21 protein-coding genes are annotated in these 16,040 nt (G+C 64.8%); 19 read left to right on the top strand and 2 right to left on the bottom strand.

All coding sequences use genetic code 11. The annotated features are described in order from the left end of the window. Window positions 1-46: 46 nt before the first annotated feature. The 19 genes from FYK34_RS15675 (at window position 47) to FYK34_RS15585 (ending at window position 14,380) form a co-directional block, all read left to right on the top strand. Window positions 47-1,069 carry a COX15/CtaA family protein gene (locus tag FYK34_RS15675; protein ID WP_149297999.1) on the top strand — a complete coding sequence of 341 codons (1,023 nt, stop codon included), beginning with the start codon at window positions 47-49 and terminating at the stop codon, window positions 1,067-1,069. Continuing rightward, the gene (locus FYK34_RS15670; RefSeq protein WP_149297997.1) at window positions 1,066-1,968 is read left to right on the top strand and encodes a heme o synthase; all 903 of its coding nucleotides are present in this window, start codon (window positions 1,066-1,068) and stop codon (window positions 1,966-1,968) included. Before FYK34_RS15675 ends, FYK34_RS15670 begins: the two co-directional genes overlap by 4 nt. 107 nt (window positions 1,969-2,075) lie before the next feature. Next, window positions 2,076-2,549, top strand: a complete 474-nt coding sequence (locus tag FYK34_RS15665; protein WP_231137288.1) for an SCO family protein — start codon at window positions 2,076-2,078, stop codon at window positions 2,547-2,549. Window positions 2,550-2,597: 48 nt separating this feature from the next. Continuing rightward, window positions 2,598-3,362, top strand: a complete 765-nt coding sequence (locus tag FYK34_RS15660) for a flagellar brake protein (RefSeq protein WP_174774526.1) — start codon at window positions 2,598-2,600, stop codon at window positions 3,360-3,362. 150 nt (window positions 3,363-3,512) lie between these two features. Further along, complete coding sequence (gene hisG / locus FYK34_RS15655) at window positions 3,513-4,154, top strand: ATP phosphoribosyltransferase (RefSeq protein ID WP_149297991.1); 642 nt, start codon at window positions 3,513-3,515, stop codon at window positions 4,152-4,154. Between the two features lie 67 nt (window positions 4,155-4,221). Beyond that, window positions 4,222-5,514 carry a histidinol dehydrogenase gene (gene hisD / locus FYK34_RS15650; RefSeq protein ID WP_149297989.1) on the top strand — a complete coding sequence of 431 codons (1,293 nt, stop codon included), beginning with the start codon at window positions 4,222-4,224 and terminating at the stop codon, window positions 5,512-5,514. A 134-nt stretch (window positions 5,515-5,648) separates the two neighbouring features. Continuing rightward, window positions 5,649-6,725 (top strand): histidinol-phosphate transaminase, encoded by a 1,077-nt coding sequence (hisC, locus tag FYK34_RS15645; RefSeq protein ID WP_174774525.1) that lies wholly within the window; start codon window positions 5,649-5,651, stop codon window positions 6,723-6,725. A 4-nt stretch (window positions 6,726-6,729) separates the two neighbouring features. Continuing rightward, window positions 6,730-7,323, top strand: a complete 594-nt coding sequence (gene hisB, locus FYK34_RS15640; RefSeq protein ID WP_149297987.1) for an imidazoleglycerol-phosphate dehydratase HisB — start codon at window positions 6,730-6,732, stop codon at window positions 7,321-7,323. Then, window positions 7,320-7,958, top strand: coding sequence for an imidazole glycerol phosphate synthase subunit HisH (hisH, locus tag FYK34_RS15635; RefSeq protein WP_149297985.1), 639 nt, complete (start codon window positions 7,320-7,322; stop codon window positions 7,956-7,958). The genes hisB and hisH overlap by 4 nt, the downstream gene beginning before the upstream one ends. Window positions 7,959-7,979: 21 nt before the next feature. After that, entirely contained in the window at window positions 7,980-8,720 is a 741-nt protein-coding gene (gene hisA / locus FYK34_RS15630) for a 1-(5-phosphoribosyl)-5-[(5-phosphoribosylamino)methylideneamino]imidazole-4-carboxamide isomerase (RefSeq protein WP_149297983.1), read from the top strand. A 70-nt stretch (window positions 8,721-8,790) separates the two neighbouring features. After that, window positions 8,791-9,555 carry an imidazole glycerol phosphate synthase subunit HisF gene (gene hisF, locus FYK34_RS15625; RefSeq protein WP_149297981.1) on the top strand — a complete coding sequence of 255 codons (765 nt, stop codon included), beginning with the start codon at window positions 8,791-8,793 and terminating at the stop codon, window positions 9,553-9,555. Continuing rightward, window positions 9,552-9,935, top strand: coding sequence for a phosphoribosyl-AMP cyclohydrolase (gene hisI / locus FYK34_RS15620; protein ID WP_149297979.1), 384 nt, complete (start codon window positions 9,552-9,554; stop codon window positions 9,933-9,935). The genes hisF and hisI overlap by 4 nt, the downstream gene beginning before the upstream one ends. 120 nt (window positions 9,936-10,055) lie before the next feature. Next, window positions 10,056-10,382: a phosphoribosyl-ATP diphosphatase gene (locus FYK34_RS15615; RefSeq protein ID WP_149297977.1), complete on the top strand. Its 327-nt coding sequence runs from the start codon at window positions 10,056-10,058 to the stop codon at window positions 10,380-10,382. A 15-nt stretch (window positions 10,383-10,397) separates the two neighbouring features. Next, window positions 10,398-10,721, top strand: a complete 324-nt coding sequence (locus FYK34_RS15610) for a histidine triad nucleotide-binding protein (RefSeq protein WP_149297975.1) — start codon at window positions 10,398-10,400, stop codon at window positions 10,719-10,721. Between the two features lie 37 nt (window positions 10,722-10,758). Then, a complete protein-coding gene (gene tatA / locus FYK34_RS15605) occupies window positions 10,759-10,965 on the top strand; it encodes a Sec-independent protein translocase subunit TatA (RefSeq protein WP_149297973.1) in 207 nt (68 codons plus the stop codon). 15 nt (window positions 10,966-10,980) lie between these two features. Next, window positions 10,981-11,469, top strand: a complete 489-nt coding sequence (tatB, locus tag FYK34_RS15600) for a Sec-independent protein translocase protein TatB (RefSeq protein ID WP_149297971.1) — start codon at window positions 10,981-10,983, stop codon at window positions 11,467-11,469. Further along, window positions 11,466-12,209, top strand: coding sequence for a twin-arginine translocase subunit TatC (tatC, locus tag FYK34_RS15595; RefSeq protein ID WP_149297969.1), 744 nt, complete (start codon window positions 11,466-11,468; stop codon window positions 12,207-12,209). Before tatB ends, tatC begins: the two co-directional genes overlap by 4 nt. Continuing rightward, complete coding sequence (locus FYK34_RS15590; protein ID WP_149297967.1) at window positions 12,206-12,550, top strand: DUF2069 domain-containing protein; 345 nt, start codon at window positions 12,206-12,208, stop codon at window positions 12,548-12,550. The genes tatC and FYK34_RS15590 overlap by 4 nt, the downstream gene beginning before the upstream one ends. Before the next feature lie 198 nt (window positions 12,551-12,748). Then, a complete protein-coding gene (locus tag FYK34_RS15585) occupies window positions 12,749-14,380 on the top strand; it encodes a methyl-accepting chemotaxis protein (RefSeq protein ID WP_149297965.1) in 1,632 nt (543 codons plus the stop codon). A 76-nt stretch (window positions 14,381-14,456) separates the two neighbouring features. On the opposite strand, the gene FYK34_RS15580 is transcribed toward FYK34_RS15585, so the two are convergent. Both FYK34_RS15580 and FYK34_RS15575 read right to left on the bottom strand, forming a co-directional pair. Then, window positions 14,457-15,245, bottom strand: a complete 789-nt coding sequence (locus tag FYK34_RS15580; RefSeq protein WP_149297963.1) for a TatD family hydrolase — start codon at window positions 15,243-15,245, stop codon at window positions 14,457-14,459. Further along, a complete protein-coding gene (locus FYK34_RS15575) occupies window positions 15,245-15,928 on the bottom strand; it encodes a hypothetical protein (RefSeq protein ID WP_149297961.1) in 684 nt (227 codons plus the stop codon). The genes FYK34_RS15580 and FYK34_RS15575 overlap by 1 nt, the downstream gene beginning before the upstream one ends. Window positions 15,929-16,040: the final 112 nt, after the last annotated feature.

Genomic DNA, 16,040 nt, shown 5'->3' with positions numbered 1-16,040 from the left:
GCCGGAGCTGCCGGCAGCTGCGCAGTGCGATGAGGGGGGCCTTGTCATGCGAAGACTGATTTGGGCGGCGTTGCTGCTGGCCGCAATCGTGGTGCCTTTCGGCGCGTATGTTCGTTTATCCCATGCCGGTCTGGGCTGTCCGGACTGGCCAGGCTGCTATGGCAGAATCAGTCCGAGCCACGCAACGGACAGCATACGACACGCCCAGGCCCTGGCGCCGGATGGGCCGGTCAGCCTGGGCAAGGCCTGGAAGGAAATGCTGCATCGCTATCTGGCGGGCAGCCTGACGCTGTTGATCCTGCTGATCGCTTGGCGCGCCTGGCGCGAGAAGCGACTGCGCCGGCCGGCCAGCCTCTTGCTGGCGCTGGTCGCGGTGCAAGCGATGTTGGGCATGCTGACTGTCACACTGCTGTTGCGGCCCGCCATCGTGACCTCCCACCTGCTGGGCGGCATGGCGGTGTTGCAGGTTCTGGGCTGGATGGCCATGTCCCAAGGCTTGGCCGCGGTGGAGGCGAGTCATGCTCTGCGTCGGCTGTCCGGGGCGCTGGTGGCGAGCTTGCTGCTACAGGTGGCGCTGGGAGGGTGGGTGTCCAGCAACTACGCCGCCCTGGCCTGTCAGGGATTTCCCGCTTGCAACGGCCAGCTGTGGCCGGCCTTGCGTTTTGACCAGGCTTTTCACGTTTTTCGGGAGCTGGGCGAGGCGCCGGATGGAAGCCTGCTGACGCAGGCCAGCCTGATCACTATCCACTGGATGCATAGGCTGGGCGCGCTCTTGGTTTCTCTATTGGTATTGTCAGTGCTGGGCGCGGGGTGGCGCTGTCGCGCGCTGCGGCTGCACCTGGCCTGCCTGGCGGCGGCGTGGGGGCTGCAGGTTTGCCTGGGCGTCGCCAACGTGATGTGGCAACTGCCCTTGCCGCTTGCCGTGGCGCATAACGGCTGCGCCGCGCTGTTGCTGATGACGGCGTTGCTGCTGCTGTCGCGGCTGGGCGCGCCGGCTGGGCAGGAAAGGCGGCTGCCTGCCGCCGCGCCGGTTTGGGGGCGCGTCAGCCGGCCGGGAGAAGGGCGATGAATGGGGCGCTGGGACTGTCGCTGTGGCGGCGCCAGGGCATGGCTCTGTGGCATTTGGCCAAACCGCGCGTCGTGGCGCTCATCGTATTCTGCGCGGTGATCGGCATGTTTCTCGCCAGCCCCGGCATTCCCGATGCGGCCGTGGTGGTGCCGGCTACGCTGGGCATCGCGCTGGTGGCCGGCGCGGCGGCCATGATCAACTGTCTGGTTGAGCGTGGCGTCGATGCCAGGATGCGGCGCACGGCCTGGCGCGGCACCGTTACCGGCGAGGTGGGCGCTTCGCACATCCTGTTGACAGCGCTATTGGCTGGCTTGGCGGGTCTGTTATTGCTGGGCGTGTGCTGCAATGTCCTGACCGCTTGGCTGACCTTGGGAACTTTCGTTGGCTATGCGATTGTCTATACCTTGCTGTTGAAACCGAATACGCCGCAAAACATCGTGATCGGCGGCGCCAGCGGCGCCATGCCGCCGGTGTTGGGTTGGGCGGCGGTGACCGGGGATGTCGGGCCTTTCGCTCTTGCCTTGTTTCTGATCATCTATACCTGGACGCCGCCGCATTTCTGGGCGCTGGCGCTTTACCGCCGCGATGATTACGCCAGATCCGGCCTGCCCATGCTGCCGGTTACCCATGGACGACGCTTCACCACGCTGTCCATCGTGTTGTACAGCGTCTTGCTGGCGGCTGTCACTTTGCTACCGGCAGCCTTGGGCAACGCGGGCGGAGTCTATCTTGGCGCGGCGATGGGTCTGAACGGCCGGCTGCTGTTTCTTGCCGTGCGTCTGCATCGCCAGTATGCTGACGCTTCCGCGCGCCGCCTGTTCGGCTGGTCTATCTGGTACCTGACCCTGCTGTTCGCGGCCTTGTTATTTGATCACTATTGGCTGATTCCACTCCCCTGATGTCGAAGATACTGAAACTCCTGTTCGCGCTTTTCACGCTTGCCGTCCTGTCTGCCTGCGCGCCCCCGCGCCTCGATTTCAAGGGCACGGCGATAGATGACGATTCTATGGGGGGCAGCTTCACGCTGACTGATTTCCATGGCCAGCCGCGCAGCCTGGATGCTTACAAGGGCAAGGTTCTGGCCTTGTTCTTCGGTTACACCCATTGTCCCGACGTTTGCCCCACCACCATGCTGGAGTACGCGACGGTGATGAAGCAGCTGGGAGCGGATGCCGACAAGGTGCAGGTCGTGTTCGTCAGCGTCGATCCCGAACGCGACACGCCCAAGGTGCTGGCCGGCTATGTGCCTTATTTCGACAAGCGTTTCATGGGCCTGACCGGCACGTTGGAGCAAGTCGAGAAGGTGAAAAAACAGTACAAGGTGGTTGCGCAAAAAGTGCCGACCCCCGGGGGCGGTTACAGCGTGGACCACAGTTCCGGTTCCTATCTGCTGGACAAGGAAGGCAAACTTCGCGTTTTTGAGGCGTATGGCACGCCCGCGGCCAGCCTGGCTTATGATATCAAGCAGCTATTGCGCTAAACTTGGCATATCGGATGCTCTACTGATAGACATGAAGGCCGGAACATCGTGAGTAACGACAACACCCCAGGCAGCACGGCAAGCCCGCATCAGCAACTGGACCTGGCCAAGTACACGCTGGCCTCGCCGGCGGAGATCGCCCAGCACCTGAACAACATCGCCAAGAACGGGCACATGGTGACGGTTTTTGCCAATAAGGGTAAAAACTTCATCCTGACCCGTCTATTGGACGTGGATTTCAAGACGGCCAGCTTTACCTTCGATTGGGGCTCCGAGGAGGAGACCAACGAGCAATTGCTGAGCAGCGAGCGCAACGTCTTCGTCTGCTCGCCGGAAGGCGTCAAGACCCAATTTGTCACCGGCCAGGTGAGCAAGGTGATGCTGGAGGGGCGGCCGGCGTTTCGTTGCGAGCTGCCTGCCCAGGTCATCAAGCTGCAAAGGCGTGAATTCTTCCGCATCCAGACGCCATTGAGTTCGCCGGTGTTCTGCCATATCGAGGACTTCGGCCAGCGGGCGATCGACTTGCCGCTGTTCGACATCAGTCTGGGCGGCATGAGCCTGTGGCTGCCGGAAGTCGACACCCCCGGTTTCGACATCGGCCAGCAATACCACAAGTGCACGATAGACCTGAAACCGTTCGGCACCTTGAGCATAGGCCTGGAAGTGCGCCATCGGCTGGCCTCGCGCATGCGCAACGGCAACGAGGCGATGCGCATAGGCTGTTCCTATCTGAAGCTGACGACGCAGATGGAAACCATGATCCAGCGCTATGTCGGCTTTCTCGAGCGCGAGCGTCGCGCTTTGGTCGGCTAAGCGTTGCTGAACAAACCTTGTTAGAGAGCCAGAGTCCAGGCATGCCGACGCGGACGGCGCCAGCCGTACCGCAAGGCAGCGCGCGCAGGAGCCGCGGTTGGGTTCGCGGGTCTGACTCCATCACACTTTTTCTTTTCGTAGTAGAACACCATGAAGCTGACCATTGCCCTGTCCAAGGGCCGCATCTTTGAAGAAACGCTGCCCTTGCTGGCGGCTGCCGGCATTGTCCCGGCGGAAAGCCCGGAGTCCTCGCGCAAGCTGATCATCGGCACCAACCATCCCCATGTGCAGCTGGTGATCGTGCGCGCGTCCGACGTGCCCACCTATGTGCAATACGGCGCGGCCGATCTGGGCATCGCCGGCCGCGACGTGTTGATCGAGCACGGCGGCGCCGGCCTCTATCAGCCGTTGGACCTGAATATCGCCAAGTGCAAGATGATGGTGGCGGTGAAGGAGGGTTACGACTACGACGCCGCGGTGCGTCAGGGCGCGCGGCTGAAAATCGCCACCAAATACCCGCAGATCGCGCGTGAACACTTCGCCAAGAAGGGCGTGCACGTCGACATCATCAAGCTGTACGGCTCGATGGAGCTGGCGCCGCTGGTGGGATTGGCCGACGCCATCGTCGATCTGGTCTCTACCGGCGGCACGCTGCGCGCCAACAAGCTGGTGGCGGTGGAGCACATCATCGACATCAGTTCGCGCCTGGTGGTGAATCAGGCCGCGCTGAAGCTGAAATACGACGCGATCCAACCCGTGCTGGATGCCTTCGCCGGCGCCGTGCCGGCGTGATTTGCCGCGCCGGTCAACCGAAGTGGGCGGCCGGCGTTGCCCATAGTTCTAGCATCAGAGAATCATTATGTTGAAACTGTCCTCCTCCCAGCCCGACTTTGCCGCGCGCCTGAAAGCGCTGCTGGCTTTTGAAACCGCGCAGGACCCGGCGGTGGACGCCGCCGTGGCGTCCATCTGCGCCGATGTCCATCATCGCGGCGACGCGGCGCTGGTGGAGTACACCAACCGTTTCGACCGCATGCAGGCGGCGTCCATGGCCGACCTGACCCTGAGCCGCCAGCAGCTGGAGGCGGCCTGGCAGCGCCTGCCGGCCGAGGTGCGCGACGCGCTGTCGGCCGCCGCCGAACGCGTGCGCCGCTACCATGAGAAGCAGCTGGCGCACAGCTGGAGCTATGAAGACGAAGACGGCACCCTCTTGGGCCAGCAAGTCACGCCGCTGGACCGCGTCGGCATCTATGTGCCGGGCGGCAAGGCGGCTTATCCCAGCTCGGTGCTGATGAATGCGCTGCCGGCCAAGGTGGCCGGCGTGGGCGAAATCATCATGGTGGTGCCGACGCCGGGCGGAGAGCGCAACGACTTGGTGTTGGCCGCGGCCTACATCGCCGGAGTGGACAAAGTGTTCACCGTCGGCGGCGCCCAAGCGGTGGCCGCGCTGGCCTACGGCACGGAAACCGTGCCGCAGGTAGACAAGATCACCGGTCCCGGCAATGCCTACGTCGCGGCTGCCAAGCGCCGCGTGTTCGGCGTGGTGGGCATAGACATGGTGGCCGGTCCGTCCGAGATCCTAGTGATTTGCGATGGCGACACGCCGTCCGACTGGGTGGCGATGGACCTGTTCAGCCAGGCCGAGCATGACGAGATCGCCCAGGCCATCCTGCTGTGTCCGTCGGCGGACTACATCGCGCAGGTGGAAGCCAGCATCGCCAAGCTGCTGCCGTCCATGCCGCGCCGCGCCATCATCGAGCAGAGCCTTGCCAACCGCGGCGCGCTGATCCAGGTGGCGGATTTGGCCGAAGCGTGCGAAATCAGCAATTACATCGCGCCGGAGCATCTGGAGCTGTCCGTGGCCGATCCGGCCGCGTTGCTGCCGCAGCTGCGCCACGCCGGCGCCATCTTCATGGGCCGCTTCACTTCGGAAAGCCTGGGCGATTACTGCGCCGGCCCCAACCATGTGCTGCCCACCAGCCGCACCGCTCGCTTTGCCAGTCCGCTTGGCGTGTACGACTTCCAGAAGCGCAGCAGCCTGATCCGCGTATCGCAGGCCGGCGCGCAGAAACTGGGGCGCATCGCCAGCCTGCTGGCGCACGGCGAGGGCCTGACCGCTCACGCGCGCGCTGCCGAGCTGCGTCTGGACAAGTAAGCAAACCGTGCCCGCGCCGCAACAGGCGCGGCCTCCCGGACGCGCGGCGATAGCCCGCCGCGCCTGGGCGCGTTACGATGATTCTTTGCCCCGCGTGGGCACATATATGGCGCCTTGCGCCGCGTAGGCACACCATGACCATCAGATTCACCGCCAAGCAGCTCGTCCGCGACGAGATCGCCGCCATCGGCGCCTACCACGTGGCCGATGCCGCAGGCCTCATCAAGCTGGACGCGATGGAAAACCCGTGGCCGTTGCCCATCGACTTGCAGCATGCCCTTGCCGCTGAGCTGGCCCAGGTGGCGCTGAACCGCTATCCGGACGCCAACGGCGGCGGCCTGAAGGACGCGTTGCGTGCCGCCTTCGCCATTCCCGCCGCGGCGGACATCGTGCTGGGCAACGGCTCGGATGAGCTGATCACGCTGATCACCCAGGCGCTGGCGCGCCCGGGCGCCAAGCTCTTGGCGCTGGAGCCGTCCTTCGTCATGTACAAGATGAACGCGCTGTTCTCCGGCCTGCAGTATGTCGGCGTGCCGCTGAACGGCGATTTCACGCTGAACCTGTCGGCCACGCTCGCCGCGATCGAGCGCGAGCAGCCGGCCGTGGTGTTCGTATCCTACCCGAACAATCCCACCGGTCCGCGTTACGCCCGCGACGAGGTGCTGGCCATCTGCCGCGCCGCGCCGGGCCTGGTGGTGGTGGACGAGGCCTATCAGAGCTTCGCCTCCGACAGTTTCATGGATCTGGCCGGCGAGCTGGACAACCTGCTGGTGATGCGCACGCTGTCCAAGCTGGGCCTGGCCGGCATCCGCCTGGGCTATGCCGCGGCCAGCCCGGAGTGGATTGCTGAACTCAACAAGGTTCGTCCGCCGTACAACGTCAACGTGCTGACCCTCGCCACCGCGCGCTTCGCGCTCAAGCACCTGGACGTGTTCAACCGCCAGGCCGCCGAGCTGCGCGCCGAGCGCAGCCGCCTATTCGCGGCGCTGGCGGCCTTGCCTCTGCTGACGGTGTTTCCGTCCGAGGCCAACTTCGTCACCGTCCGCGCGCCGGACGCGCCGGCGCTGTATCAGTATCTGAAGGCGTCCGGCATTCTGATCAAGCAGCTGCATGGCAGCCACCCGCTGTTGGAAAACTGCCTGCGCCTGACCGTGGGCAGCCCGGATGAAAACGCCGCGCTGCTGTCCGCCATCCAACGTTTTTTCGCTTGAAGCCATGAGAACCGCAACCGTCACCCGCAACACGCTGGAAACCCAGATCACCGTGTCCTTGAATTTGGACGGCACCGGCGTCGGCCGTTTTGAAACCGGCGTGCCTTTCCTAGACCACATGATGGATCAGATTGCCCGCCACGGCCTGATTGATCTGGATGTCCATGCCGTGGGCGACCTGCATATCGACGCCCACCACACGGTGGAAGACATCGGCATCACCCTGGGCCAGGCCTTCGCCCGCGCCATCGGCGACAAGAAGGGCATCCGCCGCTATGGTCACGCCTACGTGCCGCTGGACGAGGCGCTGTCCCGCGTGGTGATCGACCTGTCCGGCCGCCCGGGCCTGGTTTACAACGTCGATTACACCCGCGCCAGCATCGGCCAGTTTGATGTCGATCTGTTCTCGGAGTTTTTCCACGGCTTCGTCAATCACAGCATGACCACGCTGCACATCGACAATCTGCGCGGCCACAACAGCCATCACCAGGCCGAGACCATCTTCAAGGCCTTCGGCCGCGCGTTGCGCATGGCCTGCGAGCGCGACGAGCGCATGGCCGGCATCACGCCGTCCACCAAGGGGACGCTCTCCGCATGAAAGTCGCAGTGATTGATTACGGCATGGGCAATCTGCACTCGGTGCTGAAGTCCCTGCAGGCCGTCAACGAGGACGGCGTCGACATCTTCCTGACCCGCGACCCGGAAGCCGTGGTGAAGGCCGATAAGGTGGTCTTCCCCGGCCAGGGCGCCATGCCGGACTGCATGCGCGAGCTGAACCGCCACGGCCTGGCCGACGCGGTGCGGGAAACCACGCAGAACAAGCCGTTTTTTGGAATCTGCGTCGGCGCGCAGCTATTGTTCGAACATAGCGAGGAAGGGGACACCGCCGGCCTGGGCCTGTTTCCGGGCAAGGTGCTCCGTTTCGGCGATGATCTGGTCGCCGACGGCGAGCGGCTCAAGGTGCCGCACATGGGTTGGAACCAGGTTTACCAGACCCGGTCCCACCCCTTGTTCGCCGGCATCGCCGACGGCGAACGCTTTTACTTTGTGCACAGCTATCATTTTGCGCCCGCCGACGCGGCGCTGACGCTGGCGGAATCGGACTATCCCGAGCGTTTTGCCTGTATCGTCGGGCGTGGCAACATATTCGCCACGCAGTTCCACACCGAAAAGAGCCACCGCGCCGGACTTCAGATGATGAAGAACTTCCTGGCCTGGGACGGCAATGTTTAACTCACCACTCTAACAAGCACCATGCTGCTGATACCCGCGATAGACCTGAAAGACGGTCAATGCGTGCGCCTGAGACAGGGCGCGATGGACGACGCCACCATCTTCTCCGACGATCCGGTCAAGGTTGCCGCCCACTGGCGCGACCAGGGCGCGCGACGCCTGCACCTGGTGGATCTCAACGGCGCCTTCGCCGGCAAACCCAAGAACCTGTCGGTGATCCGCGACATCCTCGGCGAAGTCGGCCAGGACATGCCGGTGCAACTGGGCGGCGGCATCCGCGACCTGGACACCATCGAGGCCTACCTCGACATGGGCCTGTCCTACGTGATCATCGGCACCGCCGCGGTCAAGACGCCGGGCTTTCTGCACGATGCCTGCGACGCCTTCCCCGGCCAGGTCATCGTCGGCCTGGACGCCAAGGACGGCATGGTGGCGATCGACGGCTGGGCCAAGATCACCAACCATAATGTGATCGACCTGGCCAAGCGCTTCGAGGATTACGGCGTCAATTCGGTGATCTACACCGACATCGGCCGCGACGGCATGATGACCGGCGTCAACATCGAAGCCACCGTCAAGCTGGCGCAGGCGCTGACCATCCCGGTGATCGCCTCCGGCGGCCTGACCAACCTCGACGACATCCGCGCCCTGTGCGCGGTGGAAGACGAGGGCATCGAGGGCGCCATCACCGGCCGCGCCATCTACGAAGGCAGCATAGACTTCGCCGCCGCGCAGACGCTGGCGGACGAACTGGCCGGCTAAGCCGGCTGACTGCGGCAAATGGCGGGCGCATCCCGCCGTTTGTCGCGCCTGTAGCATTCTGGAAACGCACATGCTTGCCAAACGCATCATTCCCTGCCTGGACGTGACCGCCGGCCGCGTGGTCAAGGGCGTCAACTTCCTGGGCCTGCGCGACGCCGGCGACCCGGTGGAAATCGCCCGTCGCTACAACGAACAGGGCGCCGATGAACTGACCTTCCTCGACATCACCGCCAGCTCCGACCAGCGCGACATCATCCTGCATGTGATCGAAGCGGTGGCCGACCAGGTGTTCATCCCGCTGACGGTGGGAGGCGGCGTGCGCAGCATCGCCGACATCCGCCGCCTGCTCAATGCCGGCGCCGACAAGGTCAGCATCAATACCGCCGCGGTGACGAACCCCGAATTCGTGCGCGAGGCGTCCGAGCACTTCGGCAACCAGTGCATCGTGGTGGCGCTGGACGCCAAGGCGGTGACGCCGGAAAACGACCGCTGGGAAATCTTCACTCACGGCGGCCGCAACCGCACCGGGCTGGACGCCGTGGAGTGGGCGCGCAAGATGCAGCAACTGGGCGCCGGCGAAATCCTGCTGACCAGCATGGACCGCGACGGCACCAAGGCCGGCTTCAATCTGCCGCTGACGCGCGCGGTGTCCGACGCGGTGAGCATCCCGGTCATCGCCTCCGGCGGCGTCGGCAATCTGCAGCATCTGGTGGACGGCGTGAAAGCAGGCCACGCCGACGCGGTGCTGGCCGCCAGCATCTTCCACTTTGGCGAATACACGGTAGCAGAGGCCAAGCAGGCCATGCGCGACGCCGGCATCGAGGTGAGGCTATGAGCTGGCTGGACGAAGTGAAGTGGGACGACAAGGGCTTGGTCACCGCCATCGCCCAGGACGCCGCCAGCGGCCGCGTGCTGATGGTGGCGTGGATGAACCGCGAGAGCCTGCAACTGACCGCCGACACCGGCATCGCCCACTACTTCAGCCGCTCGCGGCAAAAGCTGTGGAAGAAAGGCGAAGAGTCCGGCCATCTGCAGACGGTGAAGGAGCTGCGGCTGGACTGCGACGGCGACGTCATCGTGATGCAGATCGAACAAATCGGCGGCATCGCCTGTCACACAGGGCGGGAGAGCTGTTTCTACCGCCGTTTCGAAAACGGCGGCTGGACGACGGTGGACGCCGTGCTGAAGGATCCGCATAACATCTATGGCGGCTGAGTTGCCGCCGGTCAACGCGCTCGTTTGCGGACGCGTTACAATGGCGGGCCGGCCGCGCTGTCATCAGCGCGCCATGGCCGGGCTGCATAATCGCCGGTTTTCGGCGCAAAGGATATCGAAATGACCCCGGACGTGTTGAAAAGCATCGCCGATACGCTGGAAGCCCGCCGCGAGGCCAGCTCCCAGAGTTCATACGTGGCTTCGCTGTTCCACAAGGGCGAAGACGCCATCCTGAAAAAGGTGGCGGAAGAGGCGGCGGAGACCTTGCTGGCCTCCAAGGACAAGGACAAGCTGCATCTGGTGCGCGAAGTGGCCGACCTGTGGTTCCACACCATGGTGTTATTGACTTATCATGGCCTGCGCCCGGAAGACGTGGTGATGGAGCTGCATCGCCGCGAAGGCATTTCCGGGCTGGACGAAAAAGCCTCGCGCAAACCCACAGCCTGATAACGAAAGACAAGCATGAGCGATTGCCTGTTTTGCAAGATCGTGGCGGGCCAGATACCCGCCAACAAGGTTTACGAAGACGACGATGTGCTGGCCTTCCATGACATCCGTCCCATCGCGCCGGTGCATTTCATGATCATTCCCAAGCAGCACGTCGACTCGCTGGCCCACTGCGGACCCGAGCACGAGGCGGTGCTGGGCAAGATTCTGGCGCTGGCGCCCAAACTGGCCAAGGAGCAGGGCCTGGAGTCCGGCTTCAAGACCGGCATCAACACCGGCCGCGGCGGCGGCCAGGAAGTGTTCCACCTGCATGTGCACGTGTTCGGCCACAAGGGCTGAGCGCGGCTCCCGTTTTTAGAGTGAAGGAAGAGTCACCATGGGTTCTCTGAGCATTTGGCATTGGCTGATCGTATTGCTGATCGTGGTTCTGGTGTTCGGCACCAAGAAGCTGCCCAATATAGGCAAGGATCTTGGCAATGCGGTCAAGGGCTTCAAGGAAGGCATGAACGAAGGCGCCAAGGATGCCCAGCCTCCCGCCAAGGAAGCCGGCCGCATCATAGACGGCGAAGCCGACAAGAAATAAGACTGGCGGCGCGGCGTGCTTGACATCAGTTTTGGAGAATTCGTCCTGATCGGCGTGGTGGCGCTGGTGGTGCTGGGGCCGGAGCGTTTGCCCACGGTGGCCCGCACCGTCGGCGCGCTGTTGGCGCGCGCGCAGCGCTTCGTCGCCACGGTGAAGGCGGACATCCAGCAGCAGGCCAATCTGCAGGGCTTGGACAGCATCCGGCAGGACTTGCAGGACGCGGCGCACAGCTTCCGCGGCCAGCTGGAGGCCGAAGTGCAGCAAGTGCGCGACGCCATAGACCACAACGCGGCCGAGGCGCGCGCGCTGGCGGAGCAGGCGGCCGAGCCTTTCCACGAGGCGGAGCGCACGATACATGGCGGCATCGCCCCGGATGGCGAAACGCCCCAATCGGCCCCGGCCGCGCCGGCGCCGCGCGATGAGAATCAGCTGGACCTGTTCGCCCATATGCCGGAGCATCAGCCGGCGCCGCTACCCGAAACTCCTCCCCAAACCCGCCAATGAACGAACAACCGCTGCTGGCGCATCTGATCGAGTTGCGCACCCGGCTGGTGCGCGCCCTGTTGGGCATCGCCGTGGTTTTCCTCGGCCTGTTCCACTGGTCGTCCGACATTTACCATTTGCTGGCCAAGCCGCTGCTGGACGCGCTGCCGCACGGCGGCAGCATGATCGCCACCGAGGTGACGTCTACCTTCTTCGTGCCGATGAAGCTGACGATGTTGGCGGCTTTTTTGATCTCGCTGCCGCACACCCTGTACCAGATCTGGGCCTTCATCGCGCCCGGCTTGTACGCGCATGAGAAAAAGCTGGTGCTGCCCTTGGTGGTGTCCAGCCTGGTGCTGTTTTTGACCGGCATGGCCTTCGCCTATTTCCTGGTGTTCCCGGTGGTGTTCCACTTCATGTCGGCGGTGACGCCGGCCGGCGTCAGCATGATGACGGACATCGACAAGTATCTGTCCTTTGTCCTCGGCATGTTCATGGCCTTCGGCACCACCTTCGAAGTGCCGGTCATCGTGGTGGTGCTGACGCGCATGGGCGTGGTGACGGTGGCCAAGCTGCGCGAGGCGCGGCCGTATGTCATCGTCGGCGCCTTCGTCGTCGCCGCCATCGTCACGCCGCCGGACGTGCTGTCGCAGACCCTGCTAGCCGTGCCGCTGTGGCTGCTGTACGAAGTGGGCGTGCTGGTGGCGTCGGCGATGGAGCGCAAGGCGAAACGGGCGGCGGAAGCCGAGTCCGCGTCATGAGCCGAGACGCTTTCCGCCATGGCGCGTCCGCCGCGCTTATCGTCCTGATCCTGCTGACGCTGGCCTGGGAGCTGTGGCTGGCGCCGCTGCGCGCGGGCGGCTCCTTCCTGGCCTTCAAGGCCTTGCTGCTGCTGCTTCCCCTGCGCGGCATCCTGGCGGGCAGGCTTTACACCTATCAATGGTCCAGCATGTTCATCCTGGGTTTTTTCACCGAGGGCGTGATGCGCGGCTGGGCGGACCATGGCCTGGCGCAGCGGCTGGCCTGGGCCGAAATCCTGATCAGCGGCGTGTTTTTCGCCTGCGTGCTGGGCTATGCGCGGAGCTTCAAGCGGCGGGCATGAAGCCAGGCATGGCCAAAGAAGCCGGCGGTGAATGCTGCCGGTTTTTTTTTGACATTTTGTCTACCGCTTTTGCGTGAATAAGGCCAAGTCAAGCGATGCATGTGGATAGTCCGCGATTCCCTCATCTAGAATCACAGCATATAAAGAGACCGGGCTCAGCCCGGCCGGCATTCCATTCATCGGGTATGGGGAAATACCATGCGGAATTTATCTATCGCGGCCAGGATCACGCTTGGCTTCGCGCTGCTGTTGGCGGCGCTCATTCTGACCGGTTTTCTGGCTCAGCTGGGGCTGAGCAAGATATCGGAACGAACGGAGGAGGTCACCTCGCATGATCTGGCCTTCTACACCGACATCGTCCGCTTGCAGCGCGATATGGGCAATTTGCGCCGCTTCGAGAAAGACTACTTCATCAATATCGCCGACGACGGCAAGCGCGCAGGCTACACCGGCAAGTGGAAGGAGGCGCTGGCGGACGCCAAGCAGGCCATCGGCCAGGCCGGCACCCATCCGCTCAGCGACGAGGCGGCGCAGCAGCTGAACAAGCTGAGCGGCCTGCTGGACGGCTACGCCGACGGTTTCGGCAAGGTGTCCAGCCAGGTGGAGGCCAAGCAGATCACCGCCACCGCCGACGGCAACCGCGAGCTGGAAAAATACAAGGACAACATCCACCAGATGGAAGGCGTGGTGGACGCGCTGGGCAAGAGCTCGGCCGACGCGGTGGCGCAGCTGGGTGTGCAGATCAATGCCACGGCCGCCAGCGTGCGGGGCCAGATGCTGGCCGAGATTGTCGCGGCGCTGGCGATAGGCGGCATGTTCGGCTGGGCAGTCATCGCCTCCATCCGCCGTCCCTTGCTGCAGATGCGCGTCGCCAACCAGGAACTGGCGGAGCAGCGCAATCTGCGCCTGCAGCTGCCTGACTTCGGCCGCAATGAGCTGGGCAGCGCCGCCGCCTCCTTGGCCAAGCTGGTGGACAGTGTGCGCGGCGTGGTGGTGGAGTCGCAAGGCCATTCCGCCCACTTGGCCCAGGCCGCCGGCCAGCTGAGCCAGGTCAGCGAGCATGTGTCGACGGCCTCCGCTCACCAGTCTGAAGCCGCCTCCAGCGGCGCGGCGGCCATCGAGCAGATGTCGGTCAGCATCAATCTGGTAGCGGACAGCACCCAGGAAGTGGAGCGCCAGGCGCGGCAGACCATGGAACAGGCGGTAGCCGGCAGCGAGTTGGCGCAGCAGGCCGCCGGCGAAATCCGCCAGATCGCCAGCACCATCACGGAGACGGCGACGGTGATGGATGGGCTGAACCAGCGTTCGGCCGACATCGGCGACATCGTGCGCGTGATCCACGACATCGCGGACCAGACCAATCTTTTGGCTTTGAACGCGGCGATCGAGGCGGCGCGCGCCGGCGAGATGGGCCGCGGCTTCGCCGTGGTGGCGGACGAGGTGCGCAAGCTGGCCGAGCGCACCAGCCAGGCCACCACGGAGATTTCCGGCCACATCGACGGCGTGTTGGCCGACACGCAACGCGCCTACCACAGCATGCAGCAGGCCAATAGCCGCATCGAGAGCGGCGTGGTCAGCGCCTCCAGCGTGGCCGATGCCCTGGGCCAGATCCGGGAGCTGGCCGAGCATTCCGTGCAGCGCATCACCGACATCGCCAATGCGATCAAGGAACAGAGCCTGGCCAGCCAGGAGGTGGCGCGCAATGTGGAACAGATCGCGCAGATGAACGGCCAGACCACGGAGGCGGCTGGGGAGGCCAGCGCGCTGGCCGGCGAGCTGCAGGCCTTGTCGCGCGAGCTGGACGCCTGCCTGCAGCGATTCCGCACTTAAGCCGCATCTAACCCACCCCTACCCCGGCCCCGCGCCGGGGTTTTGCATGGAGTCGCGCGGGGAGAGGGGACGAGGCTCAAGCCAAAGCCAGCGCCGCCAGCGTGTTGGCGCGCAGCGCGTCTCGCAGCGCGGCTTCCTTCATGCCGCGCAATTCGGCCAGGATGTCGACGAAGCGGGCCAGCTGGCACGGCTCATTGGGAACCTCCTGAGCGTATTCCGGCCGGATGTCCGGCGCGTCGGTTTCCAATACCAGGCTGGACAGCGGTAGGGTGGCGGCCAGCGCGCGGATGCGGCGGGAGCCGCTGTATGTCATGGCGCCGCCGAAACCCAGCTTGAAGCCCTGGCGGATGAAAGCCTGCGCCTGCTGCTCGCTGCCGTTGAAGGCGTGGGCGATGCCGCCTTCCACCTTTTGCTCGCGCAGATGCTTGAGCACGCGGTCCACCGAGCGCCGCACATGCAGCACCGCCGGCAGGCCGTATTTGCGCGCCAGCTTCAGCTGTTCCGCCAGCAGCGCCTCCTGCCGCGCCGGATCTAGCTCCGGCAGATAGAAATCCAGGCCGATTTCGCCGACGGCGACGGGCGCATGCGCCGCCAGCGCCGCGTCCAGCAGGGCCAGGTGATCGTCCAGGTGTTGATCCAGATAGATGGGGTGCAGGCCAAGGGCGATCCAGCAGCCATAGCGCTCGCGCATCGCCAGCACGTCGCTGAAATTGCCGGCCGACACCGCCGGCACCAAGAGCTGGCCCACGCCGGCCGCCTGCGCGCGGGCGACGACGCCGTCCACATCGGCCGCCAGCTCCGGCGCGTCCAGATGGCAGTGGCTGTCTATCAGGCAGCCCTCTGGCGGCAGCGGGTCGAAGCGCATCAACGTTTCCAGGTGAAGCCCAGCAGCGTCTGCCAGCCGGCGGTGCGGCCACCGGTGTTTTCCGCCGCCCAGCGGCTGCCGGCGCCCAGGTCCAGCGTCCAGTGCTGGCCCAGGGGGTGGGACATCACCAGCAGCAGATTGCTTTGCTCCAGCTGCCAGCCCTGGCCGTCATCGCTGTGGCTCAGACCGAGCCGGCGTTTCTGGTTGGCCAGGCTGCCCCAGCCCAGCACGGAGAACTGCTGGCCATGCCAGCTGCCCAGCGGCGCGTCCAGGCTGGCTACCAGCAACTGGCCGGGGTGGCGGCTGCCGATGCGGCTGGCGTAGCCGAAGGACAGGCTGCCGTCGCGCGGCAGGTCCACGCCATAGCGCGCGATGGACAGGCTTTGCGACACGCCGCCGCCCAGGCTCCAGGCTGGCTCCGACGCCACGCCCAGCGACACCCAGCCGCCCGGCGCCGGCAGCGCCCAGCCGCCTTCGCCGTCCTGCACGTATAGGGCGCCAAAGCGGGTGCGGTACTGCATATCCACGCTGGGCTGCAGCCGCGAGGAATTACCGTAGGAAGTCTGCCGCGTCATCAACTCCGTGCTGATGGACAGATCGAGATCCTTGCCCTCGTCGGCGCGGCAGGGCAGAGCGGCCAGCAGCAGGCAACACAGGCTGGCGAGGCAAAGCGGGCGAAACATGGGCTCTCCAATATCTTCAAGAAAGGCGGCGCGCCATGCTTGGTTGCGAGGCGCGGCCGCAGCCGAATTATATGTTTTCCGGCCATGCGCGGCGGCGCGGCTTGGCGCGCCG

Source organism: Chromobacterium paludis (assembly GCF_008275125.1).
In the GTDB taxonomy this organism is placed as follows: domain Bacteria; phylum Pseudomonadota; class Gammaproteobacteria; order Burkholderiales; family Chromobacteriaceae; genus Chromobacterium; species Chromobacterium paludis.
This window is presented reverse-complemented; position numbering and strand designations above follow the sequence as displayed.

Excerpts from the sequence above, each read along its gene's own strand:
- tatA (WP_149297973.1), top strand. The coding sequence starts at position 10,759 with ATGGGTTCTCTGAGCATTTGGCATTGGCTGATCGTATTGCTGATCGTG.
- FYK34_RS15585 (WP_149297965.1), top strand. The coding sequence starts at position 12,749 with ATGCGGAATTTATCTATCGCGGCCAGGATCACGCTTGGCTTCGCGCTG.
- hisC (WP_174774525.1), top strand. The coding sequence starts at position 5,649 with ATGACCATCAGATTCACCGCCAAGCAGCTCGTCCGCGACGAGATCGCC.
- FYK34_RS15665 (WP_231137288.1), top strand. The coding sequence starts at position 2,076 with ATGGGGGGCAGCTTCACGCTGACTGATTTCCATGGCCAGCCGCGCAGC.
- FYK34_RS15675 (WP_149297999.1), top strand. The coding sequence starts at position 47 with ATGCGAAGACTGATTTGGGCGGCGTTGCTGCTGGCCGCAATCGTGGTG.
- hisB (WP_149297987.1), top strand. The coding sequence starts at position 6,730 with ATGAGAACCGCAACCGTCACCCGCAACACGCTGGAAACCCAGATCACC.
- tatC (WP_149297969.1), top strand. The coding sequence starts at position 11,466 with ATGAACGAACAACCGCTGCTGGCGCATCTGATCGAGTTGCGCACCCGG.
- FYK34_RS15670 (WP_149297997.1), top strand. The coding sequence starts at position 1,066 with ATGAATGGGGCGCTGGGACTGTCGCTGTGGCGGCGCCAGGGCATGGCT.
- FYK34_RS15615 (WP_149297977.1), top strand. The coding sequence starts at position 10,056 with ATGACCCCGGACGTGTTGAAAAGCATCGCCGATACGCTGGAAGCCCGC.
- FYK34_RS15580 (WP_149297963.1), bottom strand. The coding sequence starts at position 15,245 with ATGCGCTTCGACCCGCTGCCGCCAGAGGGCTGCCTGATAGACAGCCAC.
- hisD (WP_149297989.1), top strand. The coding sequence starts at position 4,222 with ATGTTGAAACTGTCCTCCTCCCAGCCCGACTTTGCCGCGCGCCTGAAA.
- hisI (WP_149297979.1), top strand. The coding sequence starts at position 9,552 with ATGAGCTGGCTGGACGAAGTGAAGTGGGACGACAAGGGCTTGGTCACC.
- FYK34_RS15590 (WP_149297967.1), top strand. The coding sequence starts at position 12,206 with ATGAGCCGAGACGCTTTCCGCCATGGCGCGTCCGCCGCGCTTATCGTC.
- hisG (WP_149297991.1), top strand. The coding sequence starts at position 3,513 with ATGAAGCTGACCATTGCCCTGTCCAAGGGCCGCATCTTTGAAGAAACG.
- hisA (WP_149297983.1), top strand. The coding sequence starts at position 7,980 with ATGCTGCTGATACCCGCGATAGACCTGAAAGACGGTCAATGCGTGCGC.
- FYK34_RS15610 (WP_149297975.1), top strand. The coding sequence starts at position 10,398 with ATGAGCGATTGCCTGTTTTGCAAGATCGTGGCGGGCCAGATACCCGCC.
- hisF (WP_149297981.1), top strand. The coding sequence starts at position 8,791 with ATGCTTGCCAAACGCATCATTCCCTGCCTGGACGTGACCGCCGGCCGC.
- FYK34_RS15575 (WP_149297961.1), bottom strand. The coding sequence starts at position 15,928 with ATGTTTCGCCCGCTTTGCCTCGCCAGCCTGTGTTGCCTGCTGCTGGCC.
- hisH (WP_149297985.1), top strand. The coding sequence starts at position 7,320 with ATGAAAGTCGCAGTGATTGATTACGGCATGGGCAATCTGCACTCGGTG.